Consider the following 19640-nt stretch of genomic DNA (forward strand, 5'->3'; position numbering starts at 1 on the left):
GGCTTTAATTCTGCGCGTTGCGCAGAACACTAAAAAACAGAATCCCGCTAAAGCGGGATTTCCCAAACATTTCTATCCGCTTTGCGGATAGAAAAACAAGAATAGGTGCGGAGATAAACTCCACACCTATTCGCTCTAAGCGCTTTGCGCTTAGTTTTGGAGCCTTACCGGCATCAGGAGGTGACGATAGTCATTCTCCGTGAGATTGTGCGTCTCGGTGATCAAGCTCGGCTTTACGATCCTAGACCCGTCGTCGGGTCGGCTCAGATGCAATGTAACGTACTTTGTGGTGAAGGTGGAGAGTGCATCCAAGAGGAAAGACGGATTGAAAGCAGCTCCCATTTCACAGAGATCTGAGCCGCTGGCGATACTGTAGGGGACTTCCATTCCCCTCACCTTCGCCTGGTCTTCCATGGAGATCTGAGGAACAACTGTCAGGACCCCGGAACTACTCCACTGGAGATCGCACGGGCAGTTTTTCATTCCCTTGGCCTTGATGACCCCTACAGCCTTTTTCACGCCGCGCGCCAGGGTCTCTCGATCGATGCTGACTGCCTCACTGTACTTCTTGGGAATGAGCTTGGTGAATGGAACCAACTGCCCTCCAAAATACCCTGAGGTGACCTCAACGCCTCCCATTGTCAGCGTTACGTATCCAATACTTTCCTCTTTGGACGGAATGATTCCCACGTGAATCGGTCCCTCGTAGTTCTTCATGCTCTTCAGTAGGCCAGCGATAACGCGAGCCGAAATCATTGCCCCCATCTTTTCGAATGGGGGAGTCGACTCATTCTTAATTTCGGCGTAGGCCAGGCGGTACCGATCAGTGCCTACGAGCATCAGTTTGTCGTCGGACAGCATGACCTGTAGGCCATTGAGGGCGGGCAGCGTGTCGTCGTTGCACGCAGCCGACAGAACGCGCGCAACCTGCCGGAAGAATTCCTGTCCATCGACCGTGGCCGCGATAGGTGCTGCGGAGAGAACTTCCGGGTACTCATCCAGTGGGCGGGCGCTTACAGGCGCCGAGATGTACGGGGTGGTCAGCGTGCCAGCTCCAAATGAAACTGTCATTTGGTCGACCACTGCCTTCTTCTCACCTTGTGCACTCGCGGAGAGAAGTTTGCTCAGTTCGCTGTGATCCCACAGATTCTTCGCGGGCCGGGTGGCTGCGGGGAGAGCAACCGAGATCGTCGTCTCGTAGTCATAGGCAGTGAATTGAACAATTGAATCCTTTGATTCAACAATCACTCCGCCGAGAACCGGAAGTGCCGGCCTCGGCGGCACAGCCAAGCCGACGATGTCGAGCGCTTCGCGGAGATCACGGTAAGGGAGCATGAATTCTGCGGTCTGCTGAGCGTTCTCGATGAAAGTCACTTTTTCCTCCTGGTTGGGGGGTATTCCTGTTGGGAGAGTGCCACTCCCTCCCAACAGGAATAACAGTATCGCTCTTTAGTCATTAAGGGAAGTAGGCGCGCGTGGCCAAGTCTCTCTATTTCGGGGGTGGCGGTTCTGTTCGTCGCTCCGCGCCCGAAAGCGCGCAGCGCTAAAGGGCCCAGGGATTCGGAAGCGCGCAGCGCTATTCGGAGTGAAACGCAGAATGCATCCGAATTCCTGTCCTGGGCGCGCAGCGGTCAGGACGCGCATGACGCGCAGCGTTGTGCGCTGGCCGGGGAGCGCAGCGGACCGGCGCGGGGCGTCGGACGGAGCCGCCACCCCCGAAATAAATTGCTGCGCCTAAGCTTCAGCGATAGTGAGCGTTGCCCTTGACTGTATGACTCAAAGGCCATACTGTTCTCGGGATGGTTCAAGTTACATGCGACTAGCGGAACTGTCGCGGTATGGTACTGAGCGCTCGTCACGGACAGCGGCACGAGAGGGAGCAGAGGATGCAGGTACGAAAGATCCCGTCGTGGGTGATCGAGCACCCCGACGCGGCGGCGGTGATGCTCGCCGCGGTTCTGGCCGGAGCGATGGCCCTGGCCGGCCTCTGCTACCTGGTCTACCGCCAGCTCCGCCGCGTCTACGTGAAGTGGAGCCCGAGCGCTGCTGTCCTTACAGGCACTCTCGGCGCGCTGCTCGCCACGCTCCTCGGAGCAGATACAGCCTGGCGGTTCGCAGGCACAAACCTCAACATCGACAACCCAGTCGAGCGGGCAGGCATCTTCCTCGTGGGAGAGACCATCCTCTTCGCCATGGCCTTGATGGCTCGCGCCAACGTCCTCGACAAGGAGAAGCAGGCGGCCGGAACGCCCGGCATCCTGGTGTGGGTGATGTCCTGCGTGCTGGCGATTCCCGCGATCTCCCTGTCCCAAGGCTTCTCGGAGGGCGCGATCCGCGTCCTTCTCGGCCCGTTCGCGGCTGCGCTGCTGTGGCACTTCGTCATGGGCATCGAGCTGCGGACAGAGAAGGCCGGGCAGAACCAGGGTGTAGCGGCCAAGATCTTCCGCCACTATCAGACGCGCGTGCTGTCCCGGATCGGCGTCCTGTCCCAGGACGTGACGGCCGAAGAGCTTGCCCGCGAACGCGCCCTGGTGAGGGCGGCGGCGCTCTCAGGCAAGTACGAGGAGATGAACGGAGCTTGGGCCTGGCGGCGTGCCAGGGTACTGACTGCACTTCGCAAGCAGCTGCGGGCCGCAGGCGTGGCCAACGATGAAGAGCTGAAGGCGGCCCTCCTTAGTGAGGTGAAGACCTGGCAGCAGGCCCCGTCTCTCGGAAAGATCCAGTCAGACGAGTCGTTCTGGCAGCCCGAACTCCCCGGGCCTGGTCCCGCCCCTCGTGAACTGGAGCAGACAGAGGAGCCCGCCGCGCTGCCGGTCGGGTCAACGGCTGCAACAGCCATCGAGGGTGACGCGCCGTACGCCAGCACCACCACAGTCAGCGAGGTTCCCGCTCAGCACCGCTACGCCTCCCCGGACGTCGCGGAGGCCGCCGCTGCGCCCTTGGACGCCACAGTGGGCTCCCACCACATCGAGACCAGGATCGAGCGCGAGGCACGCGAAGAGCAGGACCTTTCGAACCGCACTGCCGCGAACTATCAGAAGGCGGTCGAGGTGGTGAAGGAACTTGTGGCCCTCGGTGAGAAGGTGTCCGGCCCCCGCGTCGCCGACGATGAGCGGGTGCCCGTGGGGCCGCGCAGCGTGCAGCGCTACTTCAAGAAGATGACCGCGGACGGCATCATCACGATGGACGACATCCAGCAGCCGTGATACGCCAGCACTTCGCGGTAGGCCCCGGTGAAAAGCCGGGGCCTACCGCGTTCCAGACGTAAATAGCCACCATGAGGTTGATGTGAAATCAGAGAAGTACACGGTGTGGATCAGCGCGCAGCATGCGGCGCGGCTGCGGGCCCTCTACAAGAAGAACCGCCGGGGTGAGGCCGCGTACGTGGAGGAACTGGTGGCGGAGGGGCTGTCGCGCACCGAGGCCCGTGTGGCCGCTCAGCGCGCTCGTGCGGAGCGGTGGCCCGCCTTGAACACGGTGGTGGCCGGCGCTTTGACCCGGCGGCTCGCGGAACCCGATCTGCGGGGGCCGTGGCGGGCGCTGTCGGCCGACGAGGCTGCCCGCCTGGCCCTGGCCGGCCGGTGGCCCGGAGCCAACGAAAGGGGCCTGGCACAGAGGAACTACGAGCTGCCCACCGATTTGCTGACCGCACTGCGTACAGCCGCCTGGCGTGTGAGCGAGGGACCACTCGCGGAACTCGACGCGCTCGGCCTGGTCCGCAACAGCACGAGCCTGGGGCCTGTCGAACGGGAGCGGCGCAGGATCCTCGTCGATCGCGTGTACTCGCCGCCTCGTATCGTGCGGGAAGCCCTCGACCGGTACGGACCTCAGCCTTCCGAGTCGTGATTTTTAAAGGACCTCCTTTGTAGAAAATAAAAGCAAAAAGAGCCGTGCGAACCCGTGTGAGTGAATCTCTCAAAGGAATTGATAATGCTGTGGATAGTGCGCTACATATTGACATTACGTATTCGATCCGATTGGGGAAAGAAGAAGTGGAAGGGAAACCAATGACTGACCGCTCAGCGGCGGATGTCGCGATGAACGAGCCCGTGGGCAAAGTCGGCGGGGTACCGGTCTATCGCTGGGGACAGGCTCCCGCGCACCTACGTACTCAGACGCAACTCGGCGAGGCACGCCTCAAGCTGACCGAGGGCCAGACGGTCGTCGCGTACTGCCGCAGCCGGAAGTACGGCGACATCGCCCTGTACGACCCGGAGTCGGCGGTGAAGATGCGCCCGCTGCCCTCCGCGACCAAAGCGAAGATGGCCAAGCGCAGGACCTGCCCGAAGTGCAACCAGGTGCGCCAGCACGTCGTGCACGGCACGCAGTGCACCGTCTGCGAGCACAAGGCCTACCAGGCGCAGCAGCGCCGGGCGGCCCGGACGTGCTGGGACTGCCGGGAGGTCTCCGAACGGCCCCTTCCGCCGGCGCATCACCGCTGCGCGCGGTGTCGCCGGGAGCAGCTCACCGCGCTGCGGGCGAAGGCGGTCGCGTGGGTCGAGGACGTCACGGTGTGCGCAGGGGACGGCTGTACGGCCAGGGTCGTGACGAAGAAGGCGGCGCGTGCCACCCAGAAGGGTCAGGGCGGGGCGGAGCGGGGGTGGTGGATGCGGTCTCCGGACTGGGCGCGGCGATGCCCGCCGTGTGCGGTGGCCGAGGAGCAGCGCCAGGCCGTGGAGCGTGCGGAGTACGAGCGCCAGGCGCAGGCGCGGCGGGAGGCCGCCGAACGGCGGGACGCTGAGCGGCGGGAGGCCGAGCAGAGGCGGGCCGAGGAGCGCGAGCGCTGGGCCGCCGCTGCGCTGCTCGACCCGGATGTGGTCGTGCTCGACACCGAGACGACCGGTCTGCATCCCACGGCACGGATCGTGGAAATCGCAGTGCTCTCGTCGGCCGGCGATGTCCTCCTGGACACGCTCATCGACCCGGGCGAGCCGATCCCTGCGCAGGCGTCGAAGATCCACCGCATCACGAACGCCGATGTCGCGGGCGCACCGACGTTCGCGGACGTGCTGCCCCAGCTGGTGCGGCTCCTGGAGGGCAGGCGCTGTCTGATCTACAACGACGCGTACGACATGAACCGGCTGCGCCACGAACTGACCCTGCACCACCTTGCCCGCGCCGCAGGGGAGAGCAGCGGGCCGACGGCAGAGCACCGGGAACTGGTGGCAGCCTGGTATGGCTCGATGGACGTCACGGGGCCAGTGGCGGACGCCCGGAAGCAGGGGGCCGTCTGGCTCGACTCGCTGACCGTCGAGGACGTGATGGTGCCCTACAGCGACTGGGTGGGTGAATGGTCGGGGTACCACGGGAACAACCGCTGGCAGCCCCTGGACGGCGGCCACCGGGCCGCCGGGGACTGCCGGGCGGTACTGGACTGCCTCCGCGCCATGGGACATAACGCCGAGGTCCCCGGAAGCCGCTCTTCTACCGACCCCGCCCCCGTGAGCACCCAGACGTGAGCGCCCGGGGCGTACCGATCTCGACGGTACGCCCGCGGTCCCCTGTGTGGCGGGTCGCCCCCATACGACCTGGGGGCGACCCGCCACACAGTCCATCATCACCCAGCCCTTAGGGGAAGCGGTCCCGCGCCAGCCAGTGCGGGACCGCTTCCCGTTGTCCCGCAGCACCGTCTTGGCTGCTTCGCGGGCTTCCCTCTCCTTCCGCACGCGTTCAGATGATCAGTTGCCGTGATGCGCTGACGTGCGTGGCTCCGGAGGCCTTCCGGGTCGGCTGCCACATCGCCGTTCTACTGCGGGTACGTACGGCCCCCTCGACGCGGCAGCGCGCGCGGCACGTCTGCCGGATCGGCCACCGTCTCCACCGCGAGATGCAGTTCAGCCCGGATGCCCGGTACGGACAGGTCCACGCCCAGTTGCCCGGCGATCTGCTCCAGCCAGAGCCCCAACGTGGTCCGGTGCAGCCCTAGTTCGGCGGCGGCCGGTGCGGTGCAGCCCCGATGGGCCAGCCAGCAGCGCAGGGTGATTCTCAGCCTCTTGTCCAGTACGCCCACCAGGCCGGTCGCCCACTGGTGGGCCGTCGTCTCACTGACCAGTTCGGTGGGCACGGCCAGGGCGGGAAGCGCCACGGGCGTAATGGTCCTTCTGTCCGGCGCGCCGTCGTCGGGCGCCCGCAGCGCGAGGAGCAGTTGGGCTTGGACCGTGGGCCGTCGCAGGTCCACGTCCAGTGTCTTGGCGATGTCGCGCAGCCGGGTGCGGACGGTGCCCTGGGAAGTGCCGAGCGCGGGGGCGACGCTCTGGACGGATCCCTGGCGCAGCCACGCCTCCAGTACGTGGCGCTGGGATGTGTCCAGGGGTTGGAGTACCGCGGCTGCCCAGGCAGTGAGCCGGTCGGAGGGGATGATCCGCAGCAGTGCGCGCTCGCCCAGTCCGGTCGCGGGGACGAGGTGGCCGGCCGTCGCGCCGCTCCGGGCCTGGCCGGCCTCGGCCCATGCGGTGGTCAGCATGTCCAGCGGCATCGGGTCGGAGACACCGGCGAGTAGGCGGTGGCGCTCTGCTGCTCGGGCGATGAGCCGCAGGGCGGGCCCGGTGTCGTGGGCGGGTGAGCCGTGCAGGGTGACCACGGCCAGTTCGTCGTCCAGGCGCGCGACGAGGGTGTGGATGCCGGTGCGGGCCGCGGTGGGCAGCACCGCGCGCCACAGTGTCTGGTGGGCGGCGTGCAGGTCGGGGCAGCCTGACAGACGGTAGACGATGGCGTGCGTGACGGTGTCACCGAGGACGTCCGCGGCCAGACTCGTCTCGCCACGCAGGAGGAGGCGCAGCACCACGGTGTGCAGACGCATCTCCGCGACGCGCATCTCTTCCGCGCGGCGGGCGCGGACCTCCAGGAGACCGGCTGTGGTTCGGGCGACGAGGGAGGCCCGGCATGCGCTGGTGTCCGGGCCGGGCCCGATCACGAGTACCGCGCCGGCGGTCTGCCGGACTACGAGATCAGGGTGGGTTTGAGGGTATGCGGCAGCGCGGATGCCGTCAGGGGCGGCGGTTTCGGGGGTGCTGTAGACCGCTCCAGCGAGGGGATCGGCCAGTACGGCCCAGCCGTCCACGAGGGCGGCGGCCTCTTTGATCAGCAGCGCGCCGGAGCGGGTAGCCGCCTGCATCAAGCGCCGCACCACCAGCGCGTTGCTGTACATGGCACCAGCCTCGGGCCGGGTCATGCCGCCCGCATCCGGAGACCACACCGTTGTACGTCCCGCCGGGAGGGGCGGGACGTACGGGGTGTCCTGGCCGTGCTTCCGTCGGGGAGGGTCAGGGGATACGTGCGACCGCACCCCAGCCCGCCCGATCCGTCGTTTTTCCTGTGTTGGCGTCGGGGTGCCAGTTCGGCCACGACACCAGCCCGGGTTCGACCATCTCCAGCCCGTCGAAGAACTGCACGGTGACGGACGGCTCCCGGAAGATGTACGGAATCGCTCCGCTGTTGTTGTAGGTCTCCTGTACGGCGCGGTGTGCCTCGTCGGAGGCAGTGGAGTGGCTCAGGGAGAGGTAACTGCCTGAGGGCAGCCGGTCGGTGAGCCGCCTCACCAGGGCCAGAGCCTCCTCCCAGTCCACGATGTGCCCGAGGACGTCACTGATCACGAGCGCGACCGGCTGCGACAGATCCAGCGTCTGCGCCGCGCCGTCGAGGACGTCGTCCGTGTCGCGCATGTCGGCCTGGACGTAAGCGGTCGCACCCTCGGGTGTGCTGGTCAGCAGGGCGTGGACATGGAGCAGGACGAGCGGGTCGTGATCGACGTAGACGATCCGGCAGTCGGGCGCGATGCGCTGGGCGACCTCGTGCGTGTTGTTGACCGTCGGCAGCCCCGCGCCCAGGTCGAGGAACTGCCTCATGCCCGCGTCCCTGGCCAGATAGGTGACCGTGCGCCGCAGGAAGTCGCGGGATTCCCGCGCGAACTGGCTGATCAGCGGGTATTTGGAGCGGTAGGCGTCACCCGCCGCCTGGTCCGCCGGGAAATTGTCTTTTCCGCCGAGCCAGTAGTTCCAGACCCGTGCACTGTGGGCCACAGTGGTGTCAATCTCCGGCGGGAGCTCACGCCGCTTTTCATACGTCACGGTGAATCTCCAGTTCCTCTACGGCTTTGTTGGGGTGGGGGGCGGCAGCGCATGACAGGTCGAGCAGCAGCCTGTAGCGGGTGATCGTGGCCTGAGCGTCCCAGACGTCGGCGGTTCCGGGCAGTCCCCCTTCCTTGACCACGTGGTCGGGGATCTCTCCGACGTCCACGCGGTACATGCTCAGGGCCGGTATGCCGGTCAGGGCGTGGGGTGGGCCGGTCAGCCGGTGAATCTGAAGGGTGATGTCTGGCCGGTCCTCGGCTGCGCTGCGCAGGGCGTCGATCTGTTCGGCCATCACGCTTGGGCTGCCGACGGAGGTATGCAGTGCCGCGGCCGGCATCAGGGCCCAGACCCGGGTCTGCTGGTCGTTCAGCCGCTTCTGGCGTTCAGCGAGCAGTTCCGCGCGCCGGATCCGGTCGGCCGCCGCCAGCTCGGGGCGCAGCACGTCATCGACTGCGCGTGCGTACGCGGGGGTCCGCAGCAACAGGGGCACCAGGGCCGGGTCCCAGACTCGGATGATTCTCGCCGCGGACTCCACCGACATCAGATCGAGCTGCCAGGGATCCATGACGTCGCGCCACGGATGCCACCAGCCCGGCAGGTTAGCCGCCGCCAGCTTCGACAGGAACTCATCGATCTCCGCGGGGCCCGCGCCGTAACGGGTGAGGAGAACGTGCACCTGGCCGGCGTTGAGCGACGTCTGCGCCAGCTCGATCCGGCGGACCGTCGCCGGATGCGCGCCGAGCGCTTCCGCGGCCTCCTTCTGGGACAGGCCGGCACTCTCCCGGAGCGTCTGGAGACGCGCGGCCAGTACGGCGTGCTGCACCGTACGGCCAGACCTCTGCCTCGCCACCAAACCCTCCCAACCCCGGGTCCGGCAGTTTGCTCAGGTTGAGCAAACTGCACACTCTGCACCTTGCAATCTCTGTTCACTGCTCCAAAGTGAGTATGTCCGAGTTCGTCGCTCCCCACCCTCTGACTGGGGCCGAGCACGACATACCGGTCCGGAACGGACCACGCACTCACCCCCCGCGGAGAACCGATGACCAGCGCATCCGTACTCAGCCACGTGACCGCCCGCCACACGTCCGTCGATCTCGCGCGCTGCGCCCGCTCGTGTGGCCATGCACGGCAGTGGGCTCATTCAGCGCTCACCGACTGGGCGTACTCGGCGGTCCCGCGCAGCGACGTGCTGATGGTCGTCTCCGAGTTGGTCGCCAACGCGCTCATCCACGCCTGCGGTCCCATCCGCGCCCATCTGGACCACCGCGCTGATGGCAGCCTCCAGGTAGCCGTGGACGACGGCGGCCCCTCCCTCACCACGTCGGCGCCGGACCCTGAGGAACACGGTCGAGGCCTGGTCCTCGTCGCCGCCCTGGCCGACGAGTTCGGGCGGAGCGCTGATGTCTCCAGCCCCTACACCGCCCGGCACTGGGCGACGCTCAGCGCCGCCTGAACAGCTCGACCGACAGGACAGACACCATGCCGCACACGATCCCCCTCCCCCGACGCGCGCCGGAGTCCACCCTCCTCACCCCTGCGGGGACCAGTCCTCTGAATTTCGTCATCGTGACGGAGACGCACCACTTCGTGATCGAGAACGCAGCCTGCCTGATCCGCTGCGGCAAGAAGCTCGCCAAGAGCGATCCGGGCACGGCGCGGCAGCACGGGTGGAACCCCGCCACCCGCATGAACGCTGTGTTGGCCTTCCGGCTGCTCCTCGCTGACAGCGACCCGGTAGAGATCGCGGAGCGCGCTGGCCAGTACGGCCTGCGGGTCAGATCGGTCTCCACTCTCGCGAGCAACGCGACGGACGACAGCACGCTGTACGAGGACGAAATCTCGTGCGACGACGCCTGACACCCGCCTCCCCCCACACCCGCAGGAGATCTCATGTCCATGACCGACGCCCCCTGTGCCCGTCGGCCGCTCGCGACCCTGACCGACACCTGGCACATCGCCGTAAACGACCCCGGCCTGCTCGCACTTCAGGGCTGGAGGGCCACACGCGCGGCACCCGCGCACGCCGACGATCTCAGCTTCCCGCCGTACCGGATGGATGAGGGCCTGGCCCTCGCCCTGCTCGTGGCCGAGTCCGACGGAGCCGACATCGCGCAGCGCGCCGTCGAGCTGGGCCTGGTCGTCACCGGGCACAGCACCCTGGCCACCGACACAGCGGGACGCGCGCTCTGCGGCCACTCGGACCCGCGCCTCTGATCCCGCTCCGCTCACCACAGCGGACACGATCCTCCCGCCGCCGCAGGCGAGCCGGCCGCCCCCCGTAGGCCGGGCGGACGACGGGAGACCACGCGTCCGGGAGTCAGAGTCCCGCTCCCGGACGCGTGGAGCTGTACCCCACCCAACACCCGTACACCGGAGCACTGTTGATGAGCTACTTCCTGCCCGCCGACGGCGCCGTACTCGCCGCCTCCCGCGGCCTGGTCCTCACCCATCCCCACATCGGTCTGGTGGACGAACCGCTGTACCTGTGGTCCCGCACCCGCAACGTCGGCCGACAAGTGGGTCTCGTCTCTGGGGGCGGTTCCGGGCACGAGCCGCTGCACATCGGCCTCCTGGGACCCGGCGGGCTGGACGCGGTCGCTCCAGGCCATATCTTCGCCTCGCCACACCACCGGCAGATCATCGCGGCCAGCCGTACGGCTGCGGGCAGGGGCGGCGTCCTCCACATCGTCAAGAACTACACCGGTGACCGGATCAACTTCGGCATCGCCGCCGAACGCCTCAACCAGGAGGGGATCCGCTGCGCTCGCGTTCTCGTGGACGACGACCTCGCGACATCCTCGTCCGGTACGGGCGCCCGGGGCACCGCCGGTGTTGTCGTCGTGGAGCAGCTGCTCGGCGCGGCGGCCGACCGGGGCGCCGACCTCGACTCGCTCACCGATCTCGGAGCACGGATCAGTTCGCGGACGCGCAGCCTCTCGGTGGCCGCCCGCGCGCAGACCTCCCCCGTCACCCGCCGGCCCGTCTATGACACGGACCGGCTGGAGTTCGGTGTAGGGATCCACGGCGAACGCGCGGCCACGACCGTCGACGCTGACATGCCGCTCCAGCTCCTGGTGCGCCGCATGCTCACCGGACTGCTGGACGCCGTGCCGTCGGATCCGGTCGACGGCATGCTCCTGGTGGTCAACGGGCTCGGCGGCACGTCGAGTCTGGAACTGCACATCATCACCACGATCGCCCACGGATACCTGGCCGAGCGTGGTGTGCGCGTCGCCGCGCTCACCACGGGCACCTACACCGCCGCCCTCGACATGGCGGGCTTCTCCCTGACCCTCACCAGCCTGGAAGCCGGCTGGCTCGACCTGTGGCAGAACGCCACCCAGACCCCTCTGCGCATGGCCAGCTCGACCACCGCATCCACCATCGACGTCCTGCCGGTGACGAGCACCCTCACCCCCGTGACCCCGGCGCCGCCGACGAGGGGGCCGCGGGTGGTCCTGGACCTGCTGAGCGTCACCTGCGACCGCGTACACGCTGATCTCACGCTGCTCGACGAGCGCAGCGGCGACGGCGACTTCGGTGACTCCTTCACCGGCGGCGTCCGCCGCGCCCTCGCCCTCTCCACACAGGACGGCAGCGCGGGCATGCACGCCCTCGCCACGACGTTCCTCGACACCGTGGGCGGCACGAGTGGCCCCCTCTTCGGTCTGCTCTTCGAGCACCTCGCGCCCGTGACCGACGCAGCGGACCTCGACACCGAGAACCTCGCTCACGCGACCGCAGCCGCCCTCGACACGATCCGCCGCGTCGGCGGCGCCCGCCCGAAGGACCGCACCCTCGTGGATGCCCTCACCCCTGCCAGCACAGCCCTGAGGGCATCCGCCGGCCGCGCGGACGCTCTCACCGAAGCGGCGGCCGCCGCCTTCGACGGCGCCCGCGCGACCGCCGACATGCTCGGGCGCGCCGGACGCTCCAGCTACGTGGGAGAGCACGCACGCGGCGTACCGGATCCCGGCGCCGTCGCGGTGGCCATCATCTTCTCCGTCCTCGCGCAGGTCTTCGAGCCGCAGCACGCGGCGCGCCTCACACCGGCCCACCACATGACCTCGCTCACGGACTGGACCGCATCGGCATGACCTCGCGCCCCGTGCCCGCGCTCTCAGCACACCGCGGACCCGTAACCGTGCCCGCATACCGACCAGTTGGACCACGCATGAAACGAACTCTGATCCTCTTCGTGGCCGCCGCCGCTCTCCTCGTGCCCGCCACCGTCCCCGAGGCCCGAGCCGACTACACGCTGGACTCATCGGCCTGCACGCGCAACGACAAAGACCACTGGCGGCAGAACGACAGCCGCGACAGCTCCGTCCCCGTACGCACCGGGCCCGGCAGCCAGTACAGCGCGAAAGCGCGGCTCGCCCCTCTCGGTCTGCTGCGCGTCTATTGCAGCGCGACGAGCAAGGCGGGCAACCGCTGGTACTACGGCAAAGCGAGCCTCGACACCAACGGCGGCCGGTACACGACCGGTTGGGTCTGGGGCGGCAACCTCATGACCTGATCCGCTCCCATCAGCCAGGTGTCCGGTCCGTCGCCCTGCCCAACAACGCGGCCCCAGCGGATCAGACGCCTTCACACTGGCCCGGCGCTGCTCACCACAGTGTCCGGGCCAGTGCTCTCACCGGCCGTAGGTGCCGCGGCACAATGCCCCGACCCCGGCCGGTGCGACCCCGTCAGCCGCGTCGCACAGACTGCGCATGTCGTACGTGGGCCGGACAGCAGTCGTGGGAACCCTCGCCCTGGGGGGCCGTACCCGCATCCGCGGTTTCGCCGGTTCCGCCGCCGGGCGGGCAGGGGCCGCGGCCGGCGCCGGGCCGGTCGGCCGCTCCCGTACGGCACGAGGCGTCTGGGCCGCAACCGGCCGCGAACTTCTCGCCCCCACGCGGACGCCGGGCGCCGGCTCCTCCATCCTCGCGAGTTCTTCGCGCGCCGGTGCCTGCTCAGGCCTGGGAGCGATAGGAGAGAGCGCTGCCCCTCCTGCCGGCGAGAGGCTGGGCACCAGGGGCATCTCCTTCGGCGCCACGGAGACGCATCCGCTCACCGCCAGCAGTGTCCCGACGAATCCCAGGAGCGCGGCCGACCCGCGCCGCCGCTCACTCACCGCTCGTCACCGTGGCCCGTGCCCAGAGCGCGACGACCCGGCTCAGCACCGCTCCGCCCGCCAGGAGTACGAGCCGGCGCGGCCTGCCGATTCGCACGCTCCGCCGCCGTACGACCGCCCTGCCCACGCACCTTCAACTCCGACGAGGGAAGGGGACCAAGGCCCAGACGGCGCCGGTGCTGCTGCGGACCGACTCGGGCGGGGACAGGAAGACGATCAGGGGTGAGGTCCATGCCAGGCGTAACGACCGGCATCGGCGCGCGGTCACCTCGTCCAGCGGGATGCACCACTCAAACGACGTCAACTAATTGACATACTCTCTGACTTAACGTCAACTAGTTGACAGTCAAAGTCCCAACTCCCCAAGGAGCCTTGTATGAAGACCGGAGACGCCCCCGTGCCGCAGATCAAGGTGGCCACCTACCAGGCGCCGCAGATCACCGTCACACCCGTGACCGCGGTGATCTCAACGGAGCACATCGAGCCCGGCCGCACACCGGGTGCCTACCAGCACGTCCTGCTGGACACCACCACCGGCGTGCTGAGCTTCCACGAGGGCACCGAGCACCTTGAACGCTGGGACCCGAGTTGGACAGCCATCAACGACGTCCCGCGCGAGACCTGGAAGCGCTGGCACCCCGGCACGCTGTTCACCGGTGGGGGCGGTCCGCACACGTGGTTCGAGCCGGTGCCCGAGCTGCTCTGCTGGGTCATCGACTCGGGCTTCACGGGCCATCCGTACCTCGACGTCGAGGCCGCCAATGCCCTGCTGGAACTGGTGGCGCCGACCGCACAAGAGCTGCTCGACAGCTTCTTCGAGGCCGGTGGCGAGCTGGACTGGTCGGCCGCCGCCGCCCACACGGCCCGCAACATCTGCCGCCTGACCTCGCGCTACCGGGAGGCCGCTCCCCTCGACGTCGACAGCGAGCTGGTCGACTACGCGGCCATCGTCCAGCGCTTCCCCGCGGTCTACCGCCCCGATCTGCTCCGGCTGACCAGCGACAAGCTGGCCGAAGCCTGTGAGTACCAGACCCGGTTTCTCGGCAACAACGAACACTGGCACCCCGAGATCAAGAAGGTCTTCGGCGCCCCGCACAGCGACGGCAGCGGCGTGAGCCTGGGCGTGCTGGGCGTGCGCTCCTGGTACCGAACCGCACGGCTGGAGGGAGACCCCCGGCCGCCGCGCGACTTCAGTGACTGGAACGCCGAGCACGGCAGTCTGGCCGGCAGCGGCATCACCTCGGACTGCCCCGACACGGCTCTGGACACCTGGGCCGAACGCCAAGACCTCCTCGCCGCCCAACAGGGACTACGCCTCCTCGGCGCGAAGGAAGCCGCTCACAGCCACCGAGCGAACCTGCGCGAGCAGGACTGGGACCGTCTCGCCGTCGTCGGGGCCGAGGTCGCCCGGCTGGAGACGCTGCGCGCAGAGCGATCCCTGCTCGTCCGCCGAGCGATCGGCTGGGGCCGCGACGACTCCGCCATCGCCAGCCGCGCCCGGATGTCCCGACAGGCCGTGAACAAGATGCGCACCAACGACGGACAGTCGTGACCTAGCGCCCCAACGCCGCGGCGGTCGGAGCCATTGGAGCTGGCTCCGACCGCCGTCGGCATGAGCAAACCACGACCCCGTTTCCCCTGCGCCCCGAACGCAAGACAGGAGGGCCGGACTCTGTCCGGCCCTCCTCGGGTTACTGGGTGACGCGGCGGTTGACGACGTCCTCGACGGTCAGGCGATGGACTCCGGTACCACCGTCGGAATACCGATACTCGATCTCGACCCACTCTTCATCGTCGGTCTCTCCGAAGTGGAGATCGGCAATCTCCACGAAGTCGTCTTCGTCGGGTAGCTGGATCTCGTCTTCGACGTCCAGCTCGTAGACGCCCACCGGCTGGCAGTCGTCATCGGGGTCCGCACTCTCCTCGTGCGGGTTCTCGTCTTCGCTCTGCTCGTACGCCGCGACGGCCACCGGGGCGGGTGCGGCAGGGAGCGCCACGCCCGAGCTGCTCTGCGGGATCGTCCACTCGCCCAGGGCTCCGAGATAGGCCAGCTCGGGTTCGCCTCGTGCGGGACCGAGCCGGCCAGCTGGGTTCATCTGCCGTACGAGGTGGTCCCATACGTTTGCGTCGTCGGAGTCGTAGGCGTCATCGTCCTCCGGGGTGAGGAGGCGGAGGACCTGGACCTGCTCGGGTCCTCGGTCCGTGGAGGCGATGGCGCGGCCCTGGACGCTGGGGAGGTCTGCTCCGACGCGGCTGTCTCCCCACATCATGCGTGCCGCCTCCGCGGTCGTACGGTCCAGGCTGATGCGCTTGCGGAGGGAGTCGCGGGCCAGCCCGCTGAGGAATTCGGCGTCGGGACGCTGGATCCCCACGACGAGATGGATGCCGGCTGTGCGGGCCAGCACGATCATCTTGCGCCAGTGCGAGAAGCAGGGAGGGATCCGCTTGAGTTTCTTATTGACGGCCCTCTTTTCATCCCATGCCTCCTGAATCGCCTCCCGGAATACGAAGAATTCATCCAGGACGAACAGGATTTTACTGTGCTTTCCCTTCTTGATTTTCCGATCCTTGATTTCGTTGTAGCGGCGCATCATTTCGTCATGCGTGTGCGTGATGGCGGCCGCGATCTCTTCGGGGTCAGTGATCACCCGTACACCGGGCAGACCGACGAAGTCGAGGTACTCGGTCATCTTCGGATCGCAGAGGACTACGGGGATCCCGAACATCCGGGCGCCCACCACGAGATTCCGGATGAACACCGTCTTCCCACTGCCGGTGGGACCGACGACGAGACAGTGGGGATCCTTGCTGCCTAGCTTCCACGACTCGATGCAGTGGTTCTCTGTTACCGAATAGGGAAGCTCGTACCCCTGGTGTTTGTGCAGAATGGGGTAGCGGACATTCGTGGGGAATGGCGGACGGAGTTCGAAACGTACCGTGTCGTTCTCCATGTCCCACGTGTCGCGCCATTCACCCGGCAGCTTCGTGTCGAGTTGCATGATGACGCGCTGCCGGAAGTTCTGCGACAGGTCGCGGCTGGTCGTCAGGTACCGGACCTCGATCATGTTGGGCCTGTCGCCGTCGAAGGCGACGTCGGCGACGCGGGCTGTCGGGCCCATGATCGACTGGACGACATCTGTCGTGCGGCCGCGGAGCCTGGCGCGCTCCGGGGTGTCGTCGGCGTTGTCGGCGACGACGGGCGCGTCGCTGTCGACAATGTCTGTCGCGTCAGGCGTCAGCTCGACCCGGGCGACAAGGCGACGTCGCGGTGGCTGCCATGTCGCTTCGACGCTGCCGCCCAGTCGCTTGGCGATGATGTCGCGGACACGGGCGCGGCCCTTCTCGTCGCTCTCGTCGTATGTCGTCGGGTAGGTGAGTCTTACCCGGGTGGGGATGCCGTGCCGGCGCCTGTCCGCCTTGATGTGCTCGCGGGTGAAATCCGGTCCGAAGACGGGAGCGAGCGCAGCGTACAGATCGCGCACCGGTCGGGTTCGCCGGCGGACGAGGGAGCCGAGAACCGCGACCAGGAGAGCCGTGAGGACTGCGGCGCCGAGACCGTACGGGAGGAGCTGGGGGATGTCGAGCAGGCGGGACGCTGCGATGGTGATCATGGCGATTCCCACGCCGTACGTGATCGCGGCGCTCAGTGGGGAGCGCTCGGTGTCGGCGGTGGTGCTGGGCTGGGCCATGGGGTCTCCTTTCTGGGGCTGGGGTCGGGTGGCGGGCTGCCACCCTCTCCTACGGGCTTGACAGTGGTGCTAAGCTGAGAACTGAACCGCACAAAGGAGGATCTGAGGACTCAGCTTCTCCCCACCGCCCGCCCTCCGTGGCGGGTTTTTCCGTTTACTCCCCCCCGGCCTCCTCCTGCTCCTGGATGGATCGGGCGGCGGTCTTGCGCTGCCGGTTGAGGGCACGGATCTCAGCACCGCGTACGGCCCCGCGGGGACTGGGGCCCGTGCTGAGCCGGCCGACCGCGGGGAACGGCTGGCCGCCGTTGTAGGCCCTCTCCAGTCGCGTGACCTCGTTGTTGATCACGTGTCGGACGAGTTCCGAGATGTTGTAGTAGCCGTCTGGCTGGACCTGTGTGTGCCACTGGGCCGAGCGCAGCCGGGCGATGAGGCTGGGGGGCAGCGAGAAGGACGTCGACTTCACCGCTTCCTTGATCACCTCCCCTGGCTTCGCTCCATTCCCTTCCTCACCCGCCGACGCTGCCGACGCTGCCGACGCTGCTGTCGCGCCAGCCCCTGCTGTCGCTGTCGGCGCCATGTCGCCCCTGCTCTCTTCCGTGTCGTCGGCCCGGGTGTCGCGCCCGGGTGTCGCGTCACCGGAGCCGGGAGTGACGCGGGTCGCCCTGTCGTCCTGTCGCTCTGTCGCCTTGTCGCTGCTGTCACGTGTCGTGCTGTCGCTGTCGCTCGCCGCTCTGTCGGCGTCACGTGTCGCTGTGTCGCGACGGGCCGGACCGTCGTCGGCGCTGTCGGTGTCGCCCTCCGGGAGTGACGCGTCAGCCGTCGGTGTCGTGTCGCGGGGGGCCGTCGCGTCGTGACGCGGCGTCGCCTCCGGTGTCGCGACAGGGTCGAGCACGACGTCGACCGGGTCCGGCTCCACTCGTCGGCGGATTACGGCAGGCGCCTTCCGCTGCTTATTCCTGCGCCGGTTTGTCATTTCAGGTTTTCCCTCGCCTCTTGACTCCGGTCGTACACGGACTGATAAATATCGGAAACCTCCACCAAATCCTCGCCGCCGTATTCTCTGCATGGCGTGTGGTAACTTTCGATTGCTTCTCTCACGCGAACTCTTCGCGGAATCGGAGGGAGAATGACTTTCTCTCCGAAATTTTCTTTCATTTCATTCAGGACTCTTTTGGAATCTCGTGCGTCGTCATATGCTGAGATAATGAAACCGGCGATTCTCAGATCGGGATTCCCTTTGGCGGAGATTCTTTCCGCGGTGTATCTCATCTCTTCCGCGCCCTGGGCTCCCCACATAGTCGCCTGCGCGGCGATAAATAGGGTCTCGGCACCGAGCAGTCCGGTCGCCGCCAGTTTTCCGACGTCTCTCGGGAGATCGATTATGACGTCGTCCACCAGGTCGTCAATTTCTCCTGAGAGACGTGCCCGGCGCAGCGCCGTGATTCCGCGTGCGGTGATGTCGACCTCGCGGTTAGCGAGGAATCGGTCCGCCGGTGCAACGAGGATTCGCTCCCACGAGGCCGGGACCAGGACGTCGCGCAGGCTCAGGGGGCTGTGCGGGTTCAGGACGTCCTTGATGCCCAGGCTCCGGCTCTCCGGTTCCAGGACGTCCGTCGCGTTGCCCTGCGGGTCGAGGTCGATGACGCCGACCCGGCGCGGCCGGCGGCCTCGACGCCGCCGTGCTGCCGCGTACGCGAGTTCCAGCACCGCAGTGGTGCACCCGGCGCCTCCCTTGCCCTTACCAACGGCAATCCACATCCCATGACCTGCTCTCTCCCCGCACCCGTGACTCCCCTCATGGAGCCGTATCCGTAGCTCCCCCCATGGAGTTACATGTAACAGAGTAGGGCTCAGGTCCCCACCTGGAGAGATGCGTTGAAGACAGCCCCATTTCGCGTGCACATCGGGGGCCGAACGGCCTATCGTGTAACTGACCATGTCCCGCTAGTCACATGCGACTTGACTGGACATCACCACAAAAGCGGAGGTAACTGCCCAATGAGCACGCACTCAACGACGAAGCGGCGCCGACTCCCCGTCAGGGCTGCGGCGACCGCCGCCCTGACCGGGGCCCTGGTCCTCGGGTCCCAGGCCGGCACCGCGAACGCGGCCACCACGGTCGCCGTCGACGCGAACACCACCGGGCTCAACACCTGGCTCCAGGACAACGCGCTGAACATCGGCATTCTGGTGGTCGGCATCCTGATCGTCTTCAGCAGCCGCAAGAAGGACATGGCGAGCGCCCTCACCATGGGCGGAATCTCCCTCTTCGGGCTCGCCATCGTCGGCATGAGCACCGGCGGCACGCCTATGGAGGTCGGCACCTTCCTGATCGGCCTGATCGGCATCAACGGGAAGGCGTAGCGATGGCCGCGATGCACACCGACGATGACGTGTACCAGGTCGACAACATCTTCCTCGGTCCCCGGGGGACGTCCTTCCCCTGGCGCGCCCGCTACCAGGCGTACGGCGTCGCCAGCGCCCTGACGGTGATCATGCTGATCATCGAGAACAAGCTGGGCGTAATCGGCCTCTGGGGGATCGCCTACGGCATGCTCGCCGTCATCTTCCTGACCCGGAAGATCATGCCGCACGTGACTCACGAGCACTCGGTCAAGGCCCTGCTCAAGACGGTCATCAACGAGGTCCGCGCACCACGGTCACACAAGAGCACCGCCGTCACCACAGAGATGTCGGTCTCCGGCATCCAACGGCGTCACCAGCTCTGACCGCGGACCTGCCCCGCACACCTTCTGCCCAACA

General features: G+C 67.3%; 18 protein-coding genes. 11 read left to right on the forward strand and 7 right to left on the reverse strand.

The features are described 5' to 3' along the window. Window positions 1-150 precede the first annotated feature (150 nt). Window positions 151-1374 (reverse strand): hypothetical protein, encoded by a 1224-nt coding sequence (locus ACFTZC_RS38350; RefSeq protein WP_382898267.1) that lies wholly within the window; start codon window positions 1372-1374, stop codon window positions 151-153. 512 nt (window positions 1375-1886) lie between these two features. Between ACFTZC_RS38350 and ACFTZC_RS38355 the strand changes: the two genes are divergently transcribed. The 3 genes from ACFTZC_RS38355 to ACFTZC_RS38365 all read left to right on the forward strand — a co-directional run bounded on the left by ACFTZC_RS38355 (window position 1887) and on the right by ACFTZC_RS38365 (window position 5459). Next, window positions 1887-3206 (forward strand): hypothetical protein, encoded by a 1320-nt coding sequence (locus ACFTZC_RS38355; RefSeq protein ID WP_382898268.1) that lies wholly within the window; start codon window positions 1887-1889, stop codon window positions 3204-3206. Between the two features lie 82 nt (window positions 3207-3288). Beyond that, the gene (locus tag ACFTZC_RS38360) at window positions 3289-3846 is read left to right on the forward strand and encodes a hypothetical protein (protein ID WP_382898270.1); all 558 of its coding nucleotides are present in this window, start codon (window positions 3289-3291) and stop codon (window positions 3844-3846) included. Between the two features lie 161 nt (window positions 3847-4007). Beyond that, complete coding sequence (locus tag ACFTZC_RS38365) at window positions 4008-5459, forward strand: exonuclease domain-containing protein (RefSeq protein WP_382898272.1); 1452 nt, start codon at window positions 4008-4010, stop codon at window positions 5457-5459. A gap of 287 nt (window positions 5460-5746) precedes the next feature. Here the strand turns inward: ACFTZC_RS38365 and ACFTZC_RS38370 are convergent, their stop codons facing one another. The 3 genes from ACFTZC_RS38370 to ACFTZC_RS38380 form a co-directional block, all read right to left on the reverse strand. Then, window positions 5747-7147 carry a helix-turn-helix domain-containing protein gene (locus ACFTZC_RS38370; protein WP_382898274.1) on the reverse strand — a complete coding sequence of 467 codons (1401 nt, stop codon included), beginning with the start codon at window positions 7145-7147 and terminating at the stop codon, window positions 5747-5749. A 115-nt stretch (window positions 7148-7262) separates the two neighbouring features. Further along, window positions 7263-8066, reverse strand: coding sequence for an SAM-dependent methyltransferase (locus ACFTZC_RS38375; protein WP_382898275.1), 804 nt, complete (start codon window positions 8064-8066; stop codon window positions 7263-7265). Next, entirely contained in the window at window positions 8056-8919 is an 864-nt protein-coding gene (locus tag ACFTZC_RS38380) for a helix-turn-helix domain-containing protein (RefSeq protein ID WP_382898277.1), read from the reverse strand. The genes ACFTZC_RS38375 and ACFTZC_RS38380 overlap by 11 nt, the downstream gene beginning before the upstream one ends. A gap of 189 nt (window positions 8920-9108) precedes the next feature. On the opposite strand from ACFTZC_RS38380, the gene ACFTZC_RS38385 reads away from it, so the two are divergent. The 6 genes from ACFTZC_RS38385 (at window position 9109) to ACFTZC_RS38410 (ending at window position 14740) form a co-directional block, all read left to right on the forward strand. Further along, on the forward strand, window positions 9109-9522 hold the full coding sequence (locus ACFTZC_RS38385) for an ATP-binding protein (RefSeq protein ID WP_382898279.1): 414 nt from the start codon (window positions 9109-9111) through the stop codon (window positions 9520-9522). Window positions 9523-9548: 26 nt separating this feature from the next. After that, the gene (locus ACFTZC_RS38390; RefSeq protein WP_382898281.1) at window positions 9549-9926 is read left to right on the forward strand and encodes a hypothetical protein; all 378 of its coding nucleotides are present in this window, start codon (window positions 9549-9551) and stop codon (window positions 9924-9926) included. Window positions 9927-9959: 33 nt separating this feature from the next. Then, the gene (locus ACFTZC_RS38395) at window positions 9960-10283 is read left to right on the forward strand and encodes a hypothetical protein (protein ID WP_382898283.1); all 324 of its coding nucleotides are present in this window, start codon (window positions 9960-9962) and stop codon (window positions 10281-10283) included. A 170-nt stretch (window positions 10284-10453) separates the two neighbouring features. After that, window positions 10454-12166: a dihydroxyacetone kinase subunit DhaK gene (locus tag ACFTZC_RS38400; protein ID WP_382898285.1), complete on the forward strand. Its 1713-nt coding sequence runs from the start codon at window positions 10454-10456 to the stop codon at window positions 12164-12166. A gap of 77 nt (window positions 12167-12243) precedes the next feature. Next, window positions 12244-12588 (forward strand): hypothetical protein, encoded by a 345-nt coding sequence (locus ACFTZC_RS38405; protein ID WP_382898287.1) that lies wholly within the window; start codon window positions 12244-12246, stop codon window positions 12586-12588. 976 nt (window positions 12589-13564) lie between these two features. Beyond that, window positions 13565-14740 carry a hypothetical protein gene (locus ACFTZC_RS38410; protein ID WP_382898289.1) on the forward strand — a complete coding sequence of 392 codons (1176 nt, stop codon included), beginning with the start codon at window positions 13565-13567 and terminating at the stop codon, window positions 14738-14740. Between the two features lie 139 nt (window positions 14741-14879). Here the strand turns inward: ACFTZC_RS38410 and ACFTZC_RS38415 are convergent, their stop codons facing one another. From ACFTZC_RS38415 to ACFTZC_RS38425, 3 genes are all read right to left on the reverse strand, one after another. Next, entirely contained in the window at window positions 14880-16877 is a 1998-nt protein-coding gene (locus tag ACFTZC_RS38415; RefSeq protein ID WP_382898291.1) for an FtsK/SpoIIIE domain-containing protein, read from the reverse strand. Between the two features lie 154 nt (window positions 16878-17031). Further along, window positions 17032-17850, reverse strand: a complete 819-nt coding sequence (locus tag ACFTZC_RS38420; RefSeq protein WP_382898293.1) for a hypothetical protein — start codon at window positions 17848-17850, stop codon at window positions 17032-17034. Beyond that, window positions 17847-18815 (reverse strand): ParA family protein, encoded by a 969-nt coding sequence (locus ACFTZC_RS38425; RefSeq protein ID WP_382898295.1) that lies wholly within the window; start codon window positions 18813-18815, stop codon window positions 17847-17849. Before ACFTZC_RS38425 ends, ACFTZC_RS38420 begins: the two co-directional genes overlap by 4 nt. 60 nt (window positions 18816-18875) lie before the next feature. Here ACFTZC_RS38425 and ACFTZC_RS38430 point away from each other — a divergent pair, with 60 nt between their 5' ends. Together ACFTZC_RS38430 and ACFTZC_RS38435 are read left to right on the forward strand one after the other, a co-directional pair. After that, window positions 18876-19241 (forward strand): hypothetical protein, encoded by a 366-nt coding sequence (locus ACFTZC_RS38430; protein ID WP_382898297.1) that lies wholly within the window; start codon window positions 18876-18878, stop codon window positions 19239-19241. 2 nt (window positions 19242-19243) lie between these two features. Then, window positions 19244-19606: a hypothetical protein gene (locus ACFTZC_RS38435; protein ID WP_382898299.1), complete on the forward strand. Its 363-nt coding sequence runs from the start codon at window positions 19244-19246 to the stop codon at window positions 19604-19606. Window positions 19607-19640: the final 34 nt, after the last annotated feature.

Origin of the sequence: Streptomyces sp. NPDC056987 (genome assembly GCF_042673865.1) — a bacterium.
Lineage (GTDB): Bacteria > Actinomycetota > Actinomycetes > Streptomycetales > Streptomycetaceae > Streptomyces.

Excerpts from the sequence above, each read along its gene's own strand:
- ACFTZC_RS38395 (WP_382898283.1), top strand. The coding sequence starts at position 9,960 with ATGTCCATGACCGACGCCCCCTGTGCCCGTCGGCCGCTCGCGACCCTG.
- ACFTZC_RS38400 (WP_382898285.1), top strand. The coding sequence starts at position 10,454 with ATGAGCTACTTCCTGCCCGCCGACGGCGCCGTACTCGCCGCCTCCCGC.
- ACFTZC_RS38430 (WP_382898297.1), top strand. The coding sequence starts at position 18,876 with ATGAGCACGCACTCAACGACGAAGCGGCGCCGACTCCCCGTCAGGGCT.
- ACFTZC_RS38410 (WP_382898289.1), top strand. The coding sequence starts at position 13,565 with ATGAAGACCGGAGACGCCCCCGTGCCGCAGATCAAGGTGGCCACCTAC.
- ACFTZC_RS38420 (WP_382898293.1), bottom strand. The coding sequence starts at position 17,850 with ATGACAAACCGGCGCAGGAATAAGCAGCGGAAGGCGCCTGCCGTAATC.
- ACFTZC_RS38385 (WP_382898279.1), top strand. The coding sequence starts at position 9,109 with ATGACCAGCGCATCCGTACTCAGCCACGTGACCGCCCGCCACACGTCC.
- ACFTZC_RS38405 (WP_382898287.1), top strand. The coding sequence starts at position 12,244 with ATGAAACGAACTCTGATCCTCTTCGTGGCCGCCGCCGCTCTCCTCGTG.
- ACFTZC_RS38390 (WP_382898281.1), top strand. The coding sequence starts at position 9,549 with ATGCCGCACACGATCCCCCTCCCCCGACGCGCGCCGGAGTCCACCCTC.
- ACFTZC_RS38425 (WP_382898295.1), bottom strand. The coding sequence starts at position 18,815 with ATGGTCAGTTACACGATAGGCCGTTCGGCCCCCGATGTGCACGCGAAA.
- ACFTZC_RS38370 (WP_382898274.1), bottom strand. The coding sequence starts at position 7,147 with ATGTACAGCAACGCGCTGGTGGTGCGGCGCTTGATGCAGGCGGCTACC.
- ACFTZC_RS38415 (WP_382898291.1), bottom strand. The coding sequence starts at position 16,877 with ATGGCCCAGCCCAGCACCACCGCCGACACCGAGCGCTCCCCACTGAGC.
- ACFTZC_RS38435 (WP_382898299.1), top strand. The coding sequence starts at position 19,244 with ATGGCCGCGATGCACACCGACGATGACGTGTACCAGGTCGACAACATC.
- ACFTZC_RS38365 (WP_382898272.1), top strand. The coding sequence starts at position 4,008 with ATGACTGACCGCTCAGCGGCGGATGTCGCGATGAACGAGCCCGTGGGC.
- ACFTZC_RS38355 (WP_382898268.1), top strand. The coding sequence starts at position 1,887 with ATGCAGGTACGAAAGATCCCGTCGTGGGTGATCGAGCACCCCGACGCG.